Annotated in this window: 12 protein-coding genes; 6 read left to right on the forward strand and 6 right to left on the reverse strand. The window is 62.2% G+C overall.

Annotation, left to right across the window (positions count from 1 at the left end; all coding sequences use genetic code 11):
- The first annotated feature begins 92 nt into the window (after positions 1–92).
- The 4 genes from GL300_RS16905 (at position 93) to GL300_RS16920 (ending at position 4,818) form a co-directional block, all read left to right on the forward strand.
- Positions 93–2,459, forward strand: coding sequence for a heavy metal translocating P-type ATPase (locus tag GL300_RS16905; protein WP_155040837.1), 2,367 nt, complete (start codon positions 93–95; stop codon positions 2,457–2,459).
- Between the two features lie 226 nt (positions 2,460–2,685).
- Positions 2,686–3,114: a hypothetical protein gene (locus tag GL300_RS16910; protein ID WP_155040838.1), complete on the forward strand. Its 429-nt coding sequence runs from the start codon at positions 2,686–2,688 to the stop codon at positions 3,112–3,114.
- A gap of 132 nt (positions 3,115–3,246) precedes the next feature.
- Positions 3,247–4,323: a YncE family protein gene (locus tag GL300_RS16915; protein ID WP_155040839.1), complete on the forward strand. Its 1,077-nt coding sequence runs from the start codon at positions 3,247–3,249 to the stop codon at positions 4,321–4,323.
- A 24-nt stretch (positions 4,324–4,347) separates the two neighbouring features.
- Positions 4,348–4,818 carry a c-type cytochrome gene (locus GL300_RS16920; RefSeq protein WP_246195224.1) on the forward strand — a complete coding sequence of 157 codons (471 nt, stop codon included), beginning with the start codon at positions 4,348–4,350 and terminating at the stop codon, positions 4,816–4,818.
- Positions 4,819–4,869: 51 nt separating this feature from the next.
- Here GL300_RS16920 and GL300_RS16925 read toward each other — a convergent pair whose 3' ends face one another.
- The 6 genes from GL300_RS16925 to GL300_RS16950 form a co-directional block, all read right to left on the reverse strand.
- Positions 4,870–5,280, reverse strand: a complete 411-nt coding sequence (locus GL300_RS16925; protein WP_155040919.1) for a c-type cytochrome — start codon at positions 5,278–5,280, stop codon at positions 4,870–4,872.
- Between the two features lie 141 nt (positions 5,281–5,421).
- Positions 5,422–6,420: a CDF family Co(II)/Ni(II) efflux transporter DmeF gene (gene dmeF / locus GL300_RS16930; RefSeq protein WP_155040840.1), complete on the reverse strand. Its 999-nt coding sequence runs from the start codon at positions 6,418–6,420 to the stop codon at positions 5,422–5,424.
- A complete protein-coding gene (locus GL300_RS16935) occupies positions 6,417–6,695 on the reverse strand; it encodes a metal/formaldehyde-sensitive transcriptional repressor (RefSeq protein ID WP_155040841.1) in 279 nt (92 codons plus the stop codon). The genes dmeF and GL300_RS16935 overlap by 4 nt, the downstream gene beginning before the upstream one ends.
- A 252-nt stretch (positions 6,696–6,947) precedes the next feature.
- Positions 6,948–7,913 carry an ATP-binding protein gene (locus GL300_RS16940; RefSeq protein WP_246195225.1) on the reverse strand — a complete coding sequence of 322 codons (966 nt, stop codon included), beginning with the start codon at positions 7,911–7,913 and terminating at the stop codon, positions 6,948–6,950.
- Positions 7,910–10,075 (reverse strand): DDE-type integrase/transposase/recombinase, encoded by a 2,166-nt coding sequence (locus tag GL300_RS26755; RefSeq protein ID WP_155040843.1) that lies wholly within the window; start codon positions 10,073–10,075, stop codon positions 7,910–7,912. The genes GL300_RS16940 and GL300_RS26755 overlap by 4 nt, the downstream gene beginning before the upstream one ends.
- Positions 10,072–10,806, reverse strand: a complete 735-nt coding sequence (locus GL300_RS16950; RefSeq protein WP_155040844.1) for a hypothetical protein — start codon at positions 10,804–10,806, stop codon at positions 10,072–10,074. The genes GL300_RS26755 and GL300_RS16950 overlap by 4 nt, the downstream gene beginning before the upstream one ends.
- A gap of 547 nt (positions 10,807–11,353) precedes the next feature.
- On the opposite strand from GL300_RS16950, the gene GL300_RS16955 reads away from it, so the two are divergent.
- Both GL300_RS16955 and GL300_RS16960 read left to right on the forward strand, forming a co-directional pair.
- Positions 11,354–13,192, forward strand: coding sequence for a TniQ family protein (locus GL300_RS16955; RefSeq protein WP_155040845.1), 1,839 nt, complete (start codon positions 11,354–11,356; stop codon positions 13,190–13,192).
- Positions 13,189–14,976, forward strand: a complete 1,788-nt coding sequence (locus GL300_RS16960) for a TniQ family protein (RefSeq protein WP_155040846.1) — start codon at positions 13,189–13,191, stop codon at positions 14,974–14,976. Before GL300_RS16955 ends, GL300_RS16960 begins: the two co-directional genes overlap by 4 nt.
- The last annotated feature ends 66 nt before the right edge of the window (positions 14,977–15,042 follow it).

A 15,042-nucleotide genomic window follows, 5' to 3' on the forward strand; every position in this document is an offset into this window, starting at 1 on the left:
AATTCCCTGTCCTGTGTCCCGACATGCCAGGATGACCCAGGAATAATGAAAGGGAGATCACGGTGCGGAACCTGTTCGGGAAAGGACATACCATGTCGACGCCTCACAGTGATCATACCGCTCACGGCCAGTTGCACCGAGGCTCGAACGACCCCGGTGACAGCACACATCGGGTCAAGGACCCGGTCTGCGGCATGATGGTCGACCCACACACGTCGACGCATCGGGCAGAGCACGGCGGGCGAACCTATCACTTCTGCTCGGCCGGGTGCCGGACGAAGTTCCTGGCCGATCCGGCCCGCTATCTCGATCCGGCCATGTCCGCGGCATCCGAGCCAGTGCCGGAAGGCACGATCTACACCTGCCCGATGCATCCCGAGATCCGGCAGGTCGGGCCGGGATCCTGCCCGATCTGCGGGATGGCGCTGGAGCCTCTGCTGGTCAGCCTTGAGGCTGAACCGAACGAGGAACTGATCGACATGCGGCGCCGCCTGCGGATCGGGCTGGCGCTGACGATCCCTGTCGTCATCCTGGAGATGGGCGGGCATTTCCTGGGGCTGGACCACTACCTCGGGCAGCGCACGTCCAACTGGCTGCAGCTGATCCTGGCGACACCAGTCGTGCTCTGGGCCGGATGGCCTTTCTTTGTGCGTGCCTGGCAGTCGCTGGTGACCCGCAACCTCAACATGTTCACCCTGATTGCCTTGGGGACAGGCACCGCGTGGGTCTACAGCATCGTGGCAGCGGTATTACCCGGCATCTTCCCTGATGCGTTTCGCCAGCATGACGGATCGGTCGCGGTCTACTTCGAGGCGGCCTCTGTCATCACCGTGCTGGTGCTGCTGGGTCAGGTTTTGGAACTGAAGGCGCGCGAAGGCACCAGCGGGGCGATCCGGGCCCTGCTGGACCTGGCGCCGAAAACGGCCCGGCGGATCAGGGGGGATGGCACCGAAGAAGAGGTGTCGCTCGACCTGGTGCAGGTGGGCGACCGGCTCAGGGTCCGTCCCGGCGAGAAGGTCCCCGTGGACGGCGCGGTTCTGGAAGGACGCAGCGCGGTGGACGAGTCGATGGTCACGGGTGAATCCATGCCCGTGACCAAGGAGGCTGGCGCCACGGCGATCGGCGGGACCATGAACCGGTCCGGCGCCCTGGTGATCGAGGCGCGCAAGGTGGGACGCGACACCATGCTGGCGCAGATCGTGCAACTGGTGGCCGAGGCGCAGCGCTCGCGGGCGCCGATCCAGCGGCTTGCAGACCAGGTCTCTGGGTGGTTCGTGCCGGCGGTGATCCTTGTGGCCGTGCTGGCCTTTGTAGCCTGGTCCGTCTGGGGGCCTGCGCCGCGTTTCTCGTTCGGGCTGATCGCTGCCGTCTCAGTCCTGATCATCGCCTGCCCCTGCGCCCTCGGCCTCGCCACCCCGATGTCGATCATGGTGGGGGTCGGCCGCGGCGCGCAGGCCGGCGTCCTGATCAAGAATGCCGAGGCTTTGGAGCATATGGAGAAGGTGGACACCATCGTGGTCGACAAGACCGGCACCCTGACCGAAGGCCGGCCCGCCGTCACCGCGATCGTTCCCGCCCCCGGATGGACCGACGCCGAAGTGCTGCGTCTTGCAGCCAGCGTGGAGCGGGCCAGCGAACATCCCTTGGCCCTTGCCATCGTGCGGGCAGCGGAGGACCGGGGCCTGGCAACCGCACCTGTGGCAGAGTTCGACTCGCCCACGGGCAAGGGCGCCCTGGGCATGGTCGAGGGTAAGCGCATCGCCTTGGGCAATGCCAGGTTCCTCGCCGAGGAGGATGTTGATGTCGCGTCCCTCGCCGCCCGCGCCGACGCGTTGCGTGCCGATGGCGCCACCGCCATCTTCCTGGGCGTGGATGGCGAGCCTGCCGCAATCTTTGCCATTGCGGACCCGGTCAAATCGTCAACGCCCAAGGCCCTCGCTGCCCTCAAGGCGGACGGTATCCGGGTTGTCATGTTGACCGGCGACAACTGGATCACGGCAAGAGCCGTAGCGCGGCAGCTTGGCATCGACGATGTCGAGGCCGAGGTTCTGCCCGACCAGAAAAGCGCCGTGGTCCAGCACTACAAGGCGGAAGGGCGGGTCGTTGCCATGGCGGGCGACGGGGTTAACGATGCGCCCGCCCTGGCGGCCGCCGATGTCGGCATCGCGATGGGCACTGGCACCGATGTGGCCATGGAGAGCGCCGGCGTCACCCTGCTCAAGGGCGATCTGACCGGCATCGTCCGGGCACGGCGTCTGTCCGAGGCGGTCATGCGCAACATCCGGCAGAACCTGTTCTTTGCCTTCATCTACAACGCCCTCGGCATCCCGGTCGCGGCAGGGGTTCTTTATCCGGTCTTTGGCCTTCTTCTGTCGCCGATTATCGCAGCCGCCGCCATGGCCCTGTCATCGGTCAGCGTGATCGCCAATGCCGCACGGCTGCGGGGCGTGAAGCTGTGAGGACATGGCCTGGTCATATCACCGATGCGGGCGCGGCACATTGCCGCTCCCCCTTTCCTTCGGCCAGTCTCTGGCTGAAGTTAGAGTGTGTCAGACGCATGAGGCATGACGTGCGCACCATCCACAATCGATCGCCGGGCGCGTTTGACAGGACACCGTGGGGCTTGCGTGATGACCCTGCCGGCAGAGTTCCCGAAAAGCTGGCCTCTCACTGCGGGACGATGCGATGAACGCGCATTCCGGATTTGCCAAAGGACGCCTTCGGGATTGGCTGCGGCTCGCCGCCGTAGCCCTCCTGCTGGCGGCCTCGGTGGTTCTGGTTCTGCAGACAGCGGCTCATGCAGGGATGAGCGTCCAGACGATGCCTCAGCAAGCGACAGCTTCCATGCTGGATCATCACTGCTCCCATTCTGGGGCAAAGGCTGACGCCTCCACCCCGTCCATTCCCAATCCCTGTAGTCCTGGCACGGAAGGCCTTGGGAACCACGGCGACAGTTGCGAGCAGCTTTGTGCAATGACCGTCGTTCTGCCCGATCCCTTGACGATCCTGTCGTCTGCCGGCAGAAACATTCCGGATATGATCTGGACAGGGCTTTGGGGCCATTCGGCCGGGGCGATCCTGCGTCCGCCGCGCCGCTTCGCCGTCGCATCATAGCGCTTTCGGCCAAAGGCTCACCGGTCCCTTCCCGTCAGCCCATCGGCTGCGAGCGCCATCCCATCCAGATTTTAGAGGAAGACGGACGTTCCTGCGTAACGCCGCACCTCACAAAAATAGGACGTAAAACCCATGAAACGAACTGCAATGGCCCTTTGCGGGGTTTTGGCGGCAATGCTGCCTGCCGCAGCCCTGGCCGACACCTCACACGACGGCCATCACCCTGCCGTGCAGCAAGGCCAGACCGCGGCGCTTGGCACAGGCGGAACTGTCTATTCCGCCAACGAAGGCGACAGCACCATCAGCGCCCTCGATCTGGCCAAGGGAACCGTCAATACGGCGGCCATCCCCGTGGCGCCCCATAATGTGGACCTGACGCCTGACGGCCGCTTTCTCCTCGCGGTCGGCACCCCGCCATCCGATGATCATGGATCGGAAGGGCATGGTCATGATGGAGGGACCACTGGTCTTCTGGTGCTGCTCGATCCGCAGGATTTGTCGAAGCCCCCGGTGACGGTCGAGCTTGGGGATCATCCTGCCCATGTCGTGCCTGGTCGGAATGGCCGTGCCTTCGCCTCGCTTTCGGGCAGCAATGAGATCGCGGTGGTCGATCTGGCCGAAGGCACCGTGGTCAACCGGATCGGAACCGGCGCCTATCCGCATGGGCTGCGCCTGAGTCCCGACGGCGCCGAGCTTTACGTGGCCAATGTCGAGGACGGGTCTGTTTCGATCATCGACACGCGGGATCTCAGCGAGGCAGCCCGCATCACGGTCGGCGCCACCCCGGTTCAGGTCGGCTTCATCCCTGACGGCACCCGCGCCTATGTCTCGCTGCGCGATGAAAACCGCGTCGCGGTCATTGATACCGCCCTGCGCCAGGTCGAGGGCAAGATCGAGGTCGGGCCGGGTCCGATCCAGCTCATGGTGACGCCCGATGGTGCGCAGGTCTATGTTGCGAACCAGGGCTCTGAGGACGCGCCGAACAACACCGTGTCCATCATCGACACGTCGGGCGGCAAGGTGACGAAGACCGTGAAGACAGGCCTTGGCGCGCATGGCGTGTCGATCTCGGCGGACGGGGCCTTCGTGTTCGTGACGAATATCAACGATGACAGCGTCTCGGTCATCGATGCCCGGCGGCAAGAGGTGGTGGCGACCGTGCCGGTCGGCGATAGCCCGAACGGCATCGCGTATGGACCCTCACGCTGACGCGCCGAGTCAGGGGGCACCGGCTTGTCCGGTGCCCCCAAGTCCGCACCACCAGATCATTCAGGAAAGAACATCATGAGAGTATTTTGGATCGCGGCGCTTGCCGTCCTGGTTGCGGGTGGCGCCTGGTGGGTTCTGAACCGCCCCGGCACCGGTATCTCGCCAGAAGGCGACCAAGCGCTTGCCGCCGTGACGATGCCCGCCACATTGTCGGCCGAAGCGCGCGCCGGCCAGAAGGCCTTTGCCAGGAACTGCGCTTCCTGCCATGGCGCCGATGCCGAAGGAAAGTCAGGAGTCGCGCCACCGCTGATCCACAAGATCTACGAACCCGGTCACCATAGCGACGTGGCGTTCGTGATGGCCGCAACCAGCGGCGTCCGAGCGCATCACTGGACCTTCGGCGACATGGCTCCGGTGCCAGAGTTGACTGATGCTGAACTGGCCCACATCATCCGGTTCGTGCGGGAGGTTCAGGTGGCGAATGGCATTATGTGAGCACGGGCATTATTTGCGGCAGTCATGCCTTGGCCGTCCTCAGAAAGGCGCTCAGTCGCTGTTCCGCGCTGCCTGAAGCGCCTGTATTCGCGCGGGCCAGGTCGATTTGATATAGGCAAGGATGGCGATGATGTCGTCATTCTCCAGGATATCACCGAATGCCGGCATGCCGGATGTCATCCGAACGTCCAAGTCATCCAGGACCGCCTTTCCGCCACGGAGGATATAGTCAATCAGCATTGCATCGTCGTGATGCCACGTGTGACCTGTCTCGTCATGCGGCGGGGCGGGCATGACGCCATCCTCGCGCATGATCTGCCAGTCCGGCTGCCCTTCCAGCTGAGCACCGTGGCATGCCGCGCAATGCTCGGCATAGAGCTGAGCGCCCCGCTGCAGGTCTTGCGCTCTGCTGATGGGCCAGGTGGCCCAGACGGCTGCCCCGACAAGCGCCGGGACCAGCATCCATCGCAGCCAGACAGGAAAAGGGAATGGGACGTTTGCTGGCACTACCGAGAACTTGCTGCCCTTTGAAGAAAGGTCAACCTCCGCAGGAGCCTGCATCTCTCAACAGCTGGAGCAGAAAAGCGCATGGGATAGCTTGCCTCACGCTGCCCGTTCGACCTCGACAGTGAGATGCGAAAGATCGTGGATGTGCGAGAGCTTTGCACGATAGGCTGCCGGCTCCTGCGGGTCTGTTGACCGGATCGAGAGGATTGCACCGTGATGTCCGGGTCCGAGTTGCCAGACGTGCAGGTCGGTGATCCGGTCCGAGCCTGTTTCAATCGCGGAGCGGATCTCCTCCGGCAAATCCTCCTCCTCGGAAGCGTAGTCAAGCAGCACCCGACCCGTGTCCCGGATCAGACTCCAGGACCATCGGGCAATCACCAGAGCCCCAACAATGCCCATGGTCGGATCAAGCCAGTTCCAGCCGTAGAGGCTGCCCATTGTCAGCGCCACGATCGCCAGCACGGAGGTCAGGGCATCCGCCAGGACATGCAGATAGGCGGCTCGCAGATTGTTGTCGGTCGCATGACCATGGTGCTGGCCCGGCGCGTGGGAATGATCATGCTCATGATGCTCATGATGCTCACGGTTATGAGGATGACCGTGACCGTGCCCGTGGCCATGATGGTGATGGCCATGGTCCTCGCGCAGCAGCCAGGCGCAGAGCAGATTGACGATCAGACCGACTACGGCCACGGTAATCGCCTGGCGAAAGCTGATCGCAACTGGGCTGTAGAACCGCATCAGGCTTTCCCAGGCGATCAGCAGGGCGATCAGCGCCAGCACGACCGCACTGGCAAATCCCGCCAGATCCCCGATCTTGCCGGTGCCGAAGGTGAAGCGGGCATTGCGAGCGTTGCGCCGGGCATAACGATAAGCGAGCGCGGCAATCAGCATGGCCCCGGCATGGGTAGACATGTGCCACCCGTCGGCAATCAGGGCCATCGAGCCGAAGATACTGCCCGCAGTGATCTCCACTACCATCATCGCGGTTGTGATGGCTATGACCAGCCAGGTCCGGCGCTCGTTCCGTTCGTGATTATCGCCGAGATAGACGTGCTCGTGCGGGCTGGCCAACCGCGAGGCCTGGATGTTCATTTGAGATAGGTCCTGATGATGTCGATCAGTTCGCCCGCGGCCTCTCCGCGCGCCACGTCCTCGTCCCGGTCCGGGTTTGAGATATGCTCCCGGATATGGTCCTCGATCAGCTCTGCCGTCAGCCCGCCCACTGCGCCGCGGATGGAGGCGACCAGGTTCAGGACCTCGCCGCAGGGAGCATCCGTGTCCAAGGCGCGTTCGACGGCCTCGATCTGGCCCTTCAGGCGGCGGACACGGGCCAGGAGTTTGGTCTTGTGCTTCGTCGTATGGCTCATAAGATAGGGGGATACCCTATTTTATGGAGAGTGCAAGATCGATATCACGTATCGTGGGACGACTGTTTTGCTCTCCGACGGAGGCATTCCCGTGCCAGGATTACAGGAAGAATGAGCGGCTGGTTTGAGGAAGCCGCGTTACGGTATGTTTCGAGGGCCGATTGTCGGCTATGGGCCGAGTGCTCACGCTGCAGCCGCAATCGCTGCGACTTGCACGAATGACGGCTGAGGGCTCAAAGCGACTGCCGGATCTCACTCCAACGATCGAGCCCAGAACAACCTGTCGCTTGGGAACATACCGCGATAGTTTTCGTGGGTGAAAGGGTTCATCAGGCGGACCATCTTGGTCTTTTCGGCCCATGCCTCCACGAAATGTGCCCTCGACAGGATGGGTTCCTCTGCCATGCGCGCGGCCATGATCGCCTTGGTAGTGATCTCGATCATCACCCCCCAGCGGTTGGCGGCCGCCGTTGCTAGGCGGTGATAGAAATCCTCGGTCAGCAGTTCCTGCGCTGGCTCAAGTCCGGTCTCGATGCCGAAGCTGCCGACGATTTCATGCATGACCCGGTAATCGTCCGGCAGGTCGATTTCCTTCAGCCGCACCTGAGTCATAAGGCGGAAGAGTTGGGGTTCTTCCATGACATAGCCAGCCAGTTCCGGAACGCCGGACAGGATCAGGATCAACGGCCAATCATGCGATTTCAGCAGGGTCTTGAACGAATCGAGCACGGCCAGACGCTCGGTTTCTGACTTGCCGCGGAAAATATGCTGGGCCTCGTCGTAGTGAATACCCACCACACCCTGGGCTTTGGCCTGCAGCACGACCTTTTCCCAGATCCTTGCCTGGGTGTTTCGCGCAGTATCGGAGACCGGATAGCCGAGCGATCTGAGCGTCGTGCTGCCGATGCCTTTCCAGCCGGTCTTGCCCTCGAGCAGGCAATGGACGAAGCGCGCAGGCTTGCCGCAGGGCAGGTGGGCTTCGCTGTCATTGAACTGCTTCACGAGATGGTGGATTTCGCGTGTCTTTCCGGTCCCGGAGGCGCCGGTGACGAGAAGCCCCTCGGCCTCGAAGCGGCCCCCGCTCTGCAGATTGCCGAGATAGCGGCTGAAAATCAGGGCCAGAGACCGCTGCAACTCTTTTCCGCGGGCTAGAGGGAAATGCTTTTCCGCCAGGGTGCTCGCCGTGCTTGCCACGGCGGGGATGATAAACGGGTTCAAAACTTGCTCTCCTTGATCGGGCTGAATAGCGGGGATGGCGGCTTGGATTCGGTTGTGGTCGCGTCTGTGATGGCACGGGTGTTGGTCCTTTGGTCGATGGCGGCCCAGCCGACACGGTTGCGGCTCATGATCTGGCCGGGCGGCACGGTATCGAGGGGTCTGCCGACATTGACGCATTCCACGCCGAGCAGTGTATCGGCCTGTTTCTGCAGTTTATCCAAACGATTATATGTTGAAGGATCGTTCGACGGAGTGAAGAAGCCGTTTTCTCTGGCGCGTCGGGCGCGGGCGGCCTTGAGGGCGGCGTCGTCCAGCTGGCGGCGCTGCGGATTGCTCTCCACGGCTCCCGCCATGACATCGAAAATCTCGTCCAAGGTGAGATCCTTCAGGGCAGTCATCCGCAGCTTGGCCGTGATCTCTCCGGGATGTCCTTCCAGCGTGATACTGGCCAGACCCGGATAATCGGGATCGACATGCACGGTCACCCGCTTGTCATTTCGGCTATCCATGAACCGCTGAAGTTCGCCCGAGTTGTAGGGAACGCCTTTGAACAGCACGCCTTCGGAGGTGACCGAGCATTCCGCCTTCAGGCCCAGATGCAGCCTTCTATCCCTAGCGCTCGGTGCCTTGATTTCGCCGTAGGCCTGGATCACTTCAGCCAGTTTCTGCCTCGGCGTTGCGCCGAACATGCCCGTCCCGTTGTGGGGCGTGAACGGATATTCATCGACCATGTAGCGGGTAATCACGCCGTATAGCTCGTCGGGGGTCAGACCAGCCTCGGCCACCGGATTATACCCCGGCAATTCGCCCGGCCGGCTGCCGGCATAGCCAGGCAGGAAGTTCAGCAGGTCCCATTGCATTGTGCCGAAGAAGCGCTCGACGTATGGCTTGTCTGTCGCATGATGGGTCCTGCCATCGATGGTCGTGGCACCAACCCCGAGTTGTGCCCCACGGACCTTGGCGTTGCGCATGGCTGTCCCGTTATCCGAAATATTGGTCCTGATCCTGACCGGAGGTGCTGGATCGTGCTTGCAGCCGTAGCGGCGTGCCTCGCGGGTTTTGTCGCGCATCGCCATACGAATGAGTTCGAGGGCACTATCTGCCGAGGGATTATCAGCGATGACCCAGCCCAGAGGTAGACGGGTCGCGACATCGACCTTGACATGCAGCCATAGCCGCCGGATTTCGCCCTTTTTGAATTTTTCCTTGGCCTTGTCCGGATGCAATGGTTTCACGCGGACTTTCCCGGATGCGTCCGCGAAGATCGACAGGCAGACTTCATCAGTTTCAGTGTCCTCGCCATATTCAATCGCTCGGATATCGGTGGAACCGGCAGCCTTGAGGTTAGGTGCCTGGCGCGCGCCCTCGCGCGCGATCACCTTGGCGGTCTGGGAGAATTGCTTCAGCCGCGTGCGGATTGTCGTGATCGATGGTAATTTAATACCTGCAGCGATCGCCTCAGGCGATGGCTCGAACGCTTCCTTGGCGAGTCGATAAAGTGACGCAAGCTTCGTCTTAACCGGCCTCAGCCAATGCTCCATCACATAGGCGATGAAGCGTTCCTGAAAGTTATCCAACCGCTTCCGCTTCTCGTCCTGGGGGCCTTTCTTATGCTCGCGATGCATCAGCACGACCGGGTTTTCGCCAAAGCGACGGAAGAGCTTGAGGTATTTCTGTAGGGTGCGGCCCTTCGGCATGGCCATCGCGGGCTTTACCGAACCACCGCGCGAGGCGCGGAAGAGGTTTTTCTTGCCCGAGATTTCGCCGGCCCTACGGCGAAGTTTGGAGGCAATATCGGGGCGATCGAGGAATCTTTGCGTGAGCTTGTTGCCCTGTTTCTCCAGTTCGATCATCGCCAGAACCAGCGCGAGGCGGGCGTGAATGTCTTCGCGCTCCTCTTCGGACAGCTGATCGATATGGTCATAGCCGCCGGTATAGGCCAGCAGTTCCTTGTTCTTTTCCTGTGCGGCGGGCGAGACTACCTCGCATTGCATCATGCGGATGGCTGCATCGACCCTCTCATAGGAAATGAGAGCCGTCTGGGCACTGTCCTGCCCCTCCACGGCATAGCCTGTTTCCTCCTTGCCGACGACCGTCCAACGGTAGCCGTCAAGGATGAGCAGGGTTCCCAAAGGGACGGCATAAAGGGCTGGGGTCTTCATGCGCTCAACCAGATGTGGGAATGCTCGTTAATGACGGCGTGCCAATCCGCGCCGATGACCTTACGGCCGATCAGGCGCAGGACGGCCTGCCACACATCGGCGCGTGCCAGATCGCAGGCCGCCATCAGTTCCTTCGCCAGCCAGAAATTTGTCTTGCGGGCCATGTCGATGACATGTTGTTCGCCTTCGGGATTCGGAGTGTTGAATTCGTCCCAGATGCGCCTGAGGTTGCCCTTATAGGCGCTGGTATAGTCGTCTGCATTCACCACGATGGCCTGATCGGCGAAGTCTCGAGGCATGGCAGAAAAGAGGGCATCGATCTCCTGCTGCACATCTGGCCTCGCCAGACTCGACCCGTTGCGCACGAAGACCGCGCGACGATAGCCGTCGCGGGAAGTCAGGCGCTGGTCGAAGTGATGCTGCGCCCATTTCCCGCGCGGCGAACGATAGGTGATCGGCGGAAGCTGCACTTCAAGTCCATAGAAATCGGGGCTCAACATCGCATCCAGCGCGGTGCTCGCCTCAGCTTCGCTCTCGAAGTGATAGACCTTGCGCTGGCCCTTGGTGGCCGGCGTCGCAAGCGCCATCGAGACGCGCTTGGCGGTGTTGCTCCGCGTCAGCGGGTTCCGAAACCCGTCATAGGGAAGAACCCCAGGGATCGGACCCAGCGCGAGGGCGGGCTGCTTGGGGTAGGTGACCGGGGTGGGATCCCAGTCGTCGTTCGATTGCATGACTTCTCCGGTCCCGGAATCGGCATGATCCGGGTTGACTGCTCGTTCCAATTGGGCGGCCCCGCGCTTGCCTCGGGCCTTGATTGGCCTCTCGCTTGGCAAGTCTGCGGCGATCCTGATCCCGACCTCATGGCGCTTTTTCTTGGGCGCCTGTTCTGTTCTCCCTTGTGCCGGTCCTGACGGGCCGTGACCTCGTTCCAGCCATGGTCATCCGGCGAAGTGAAAATCCAAAGCGGCTGATTTCGTCGCTGGTAATCACCGAGGGCCGCTTAAAGACACCCAGCGCAGCATGGAGTCAACCAATTGGTATTATGCGAAAAATCATAGGCCGCCCGGCTCATCCCGCTGGGCTGTGAGGCTGAAAATCGCAGATGGTTTCTCACATCACGAAATGGTGATGTTTCAAGGTTTTCACCGTTTTCACATCGCGTCGAATCGCGGCATGACCTCCAGTCCGTGACCCGGCGTCATGTTCTGACTCTGCTGGCCGCACCTTGCTCCAACTGGTAGAAATCGGCCCCCGAACCCGACAAAGGCAGATCGAAGAATGGCGGCGCTTCCGCTGACAATGCGACTCGACAAAAGCGAGGGGGCCGCCTCGTATCTCTCGCGTCTGGCCTCCCGGAACTTCTGTTCGGTCGAGGAGTTCTGTGCCGATCTCGGCCTGTCTCTCGCGGAGATCCGGGACGGCAAGGCGTCGGCCCTCGCGCAATTGGCGATGCTCGCGGGCATCTCCGCGCAGGATCTGGTCTTCTGGACGCCGCGGCATCTCGATGCCCACACCACCTCATGGTGCTGTCACGATTTGACCCGTTCCCGCTTCAGCGGAAAGGAAATCAGGGGTTGTCCGCAATGCCTGCGTGAGGACGTCGCGGGTGGGGAGTTGCCGCCAGAACATAGGATGTATCTACGGTCCGACTGGTCACATGAGTTCCGGTTCACCTGTCTGCGCCATGGTTGCTGGCTGGTGCCGCTTTGGCAGGAAGAGGACGCGCGCCAGCGCTCGGATATTGCGTCTCGTCTGCAGGCGCTCGGGCAGGAGGCACTTGCCGATCAGCGCTTTGATTTGCCTGTGGAACCCAGCGCCTTCGACCGCTGGTTCGTCGCCCGGCTGAGCGCGCAGCCGACTTCCACCTGGCTCGGCCAGTTCGACCTGCAGGCCAGCCTCGATTTCTGCGATCTTCTCGGACGGACGTTAACCCGGGACCGGTTCCCGCAACTGGGTGACATGACGCGCCGCGATCGCTGGCAGGCGATGTCCTTGGGCTTCGAGATCGCGGCCAAGGGTGAGGAGGCGTTACGGGCCAAGTTCGCCGAGATGCAGCAGGTCCAGGGCGCGCCACAGGATGGACCGCAAAAACGCTTCGGAGTGCTCTATGGCAATCTCAACCGCTATCATACCGGCCTAGCCTATCTTCCGTTCCGGACCATCCTGCGCGACCACATCATCTCGACTTGGCCGATCGCGGCTGGCCAGCAGATCCTTGGCGAGGCGCTGCCCGAGCGCCGACTGCATTCGGTCCTGACCGCGGCGCGGGAGACGGGCTATTCGCCGGAACGCGTGCGCGCGATCCTTGCCGCGCATGGCCATGTGCCTGCTAAAAGCGAAGGCAAGATCAACGCTTGGGAGGTGTTTCCCGCCAGTCCCGCGATGGATCTCCTGCGACGCGTCGGTCAGGGCGTTACGGTGAAGGCCGTCCAGCAGGCGCTGAACATAACCCCCTCCCAGATCAATACTTTGCGCATGTCTGGCTATCTCGAGCCGAGTGTCTCGGGCAATGGCCACCGGCCACTTTGGGACCTCGCTGCCGCGGAAACCTTCCTGGGCAAGCTCTCCGCCGGAGCGGTTCCGGTCGAAGCCAACGCCCCCGACTGGGAAGAGATCGGCGCGCTTGCGCTCCGCTTGCGCATTCCGCCCGGCGATATCATCCGGATGCGGTTCGAAGGGAGGTTGGCCTCGATCGGCGCGAGACGGGGCGTCCCCGGCTATCGTGGCATTGTCGTGCGGCCCTCCGAGGTCGAGGCCAAGCTGGCTCGATCAATCGAGGATCATCTGAATATCGAGGATCTCTCCAAGCGGATCGGTTTGCGTTGGCCGCAGGCCCGGCGCCTTGTCATGGCGGGACTGACGCCTTCCACGATCCTGCGCAATCCTGCCTCGGGCGCGATGCAGCACTATATCTCGCTGGAGGATCTGACTGCGTTCCGCAGCCGCTTTGTCACACTTTTGACCCTGGCGGAGGAAATGGGCGTGCATTGGCAGAAGCTCTCCGGCCCGGTTCGGAAGCTTGGCATCCCAAGATTCCAGCATGACGGCAAGGAGTTCGGCCAGCTTTATGCGCGCAGCGACATCCCCTCTGACTGGCTGCAAGGGAGCCCTCCATGAGCAAGCTTGGCCTCACCGTGCCGCCGATCAAGGGCGAGACCGCCTTTTCCCTGGCCTCCCGTCTCGCGGCGCGCAATGGCGTCGACTTTTCCGAGTTTCTTCGGGATATGGGAATCTCGCACCGCGCATTGTTTGATGGAACCGATGCCGCGCTTTATCGGCTCGCCGAACTTTCCGATGCCGATGCAGCCGATCTGCGGCGAAATACGCCGCAGTTTGAGGCGGGTGGCAGGGCGAGCTTGCGGGGGCATGTCTTTCCGGCAGTCGCTCTACGCGGAGCGGGGATCAGGGGCTGTCGGGATTGCCTCGAGGAAGATCTTGGGAGGGAGCATTCCGAGGGTGCCGCCATCCGGGGCGTATGGCTCCTGTTGCAAGTTACCATCTGCCTGCGTCACGGTCGCCCTCTTGAGCCACTTTGGACCGAGGCGCAGCCGATCCGGCGCTGTGACAGTGCAGCGCGTTTCCTTGAACTCGGTGACCACGACTGGAAATCCCTGCCGATTGCCGAGAAGCGTGAACCCACCACCTTCGATATATGGCTGCAGGAGCGGCTTGAGGGAAAGACACGGAGACCCATCTGGCTCGATGAATTTTCGCTTCATGCCGCGAGCTTGTTCTGCGCTGAACTGGGTCGGGCCGCGATCGCGACCAAGCTGCCGAAATGGAAAAAGCTCGCGCCCGAGGACCTTTGGCGGCCGAGTTCCGTCGGCTTCGATCTTTGCCAAAGCGGCGAAGCCGGTCTTCTGGCTGCTCTGACACAATTGCAGCAGATGATGGGCAAGCCTGAAGACGGACCGAAAAAGATCTTCGGCAACTTGCATGAGATGCTGGCCGCCGATCCTCTGCCGAGCGAACTCGCGCCGTTCCGAGACTTCCTGCGTCACCACATCGAGACGACTTGGCCCCTCGGTCCAGGCGAGGAAATCCTCGGCGAGCCGGTGCTGAAACGCCGCCTGCACTCTGTCGCCAGCGCCGCACGGGCGACGGCACGGCCCGTCGCGGAGGTCCGGTCCAACCTGATTGCAGCGGGCCTGCTGCCGGAAGGGTCTGCCAAGCTACCGGACGAATGGGCGGTATTCTACGCGGATCAAGCCGGGGCATTACTGGCGCAGATCGCATTAAACCTATCGGAGAAAGAGTTCCGCCAGGCATTTGGGCTGACTGGGGAATTCCTGGATCAGCTGGCGGCATCGGGGCCTCTCGCTTCCACCAGACATGCGGACGGATCGTTGAACCCCATGCAAGGGCAAGCCTTGCTCGATGATCTCTTGTGCGGTGCCGAGACCGTCTATGTGCCGATGCATCACTGGACGGATATCCCGACTGCCGCACGGCACCTGAATTGCCGCCTCGTCGAGATCATTGAGATGATCCGTGACGGCCGACTGCCCCGGATCGGGCGCCATGTCCAGCGCCAGGGTTTTGCCTCGATCCTTGTCGATCTGGCAAGCCGGCCGGCTGGCGAAAATCCGATCTCCGGCGAACTCTTCGCGGTGTCGCAGGGCATTCCGAAAAGCGAGATGCTGAGCTTCCTGCATCGCGAGATGATGACATCGCGGTTTGCGGCGTCGCCTCGTGCTGCAGGCGAGCGCCGCGTTCTGACCTCGGATGATGTCGCGGGTTTCCATCGCGACTTCATCAGCTACCGCAAGCTTGGGCTTGCTGCCGGTCTAGACTGGGCGCAGCTTGATGCTTTCCTTGATGAAAATGCCGTCGCGCCGGCTGCAGGCTGCAGGCGGATATACCGCCGCCGCGACGTCTCGACTCTTATCGCCCAGAGGTAATCCCGTTCTGAGCACGATCAGGACTTGACAGGCCTTGCGCACGCTTCTGCTTTCCTTTGCGCGTTC

The sequence above is a fragment of the Paracoccus litorisediminis genome, assembly GCF_009711205.1.
GTDB classification, from domain to species: domain Bacteria; phylum Pseudomonadota; class Alphaproteobacteria; order Rhodobacterales; family Rhodobacteraceae; genus Paracoccus; species Paracoccus litorisediminis.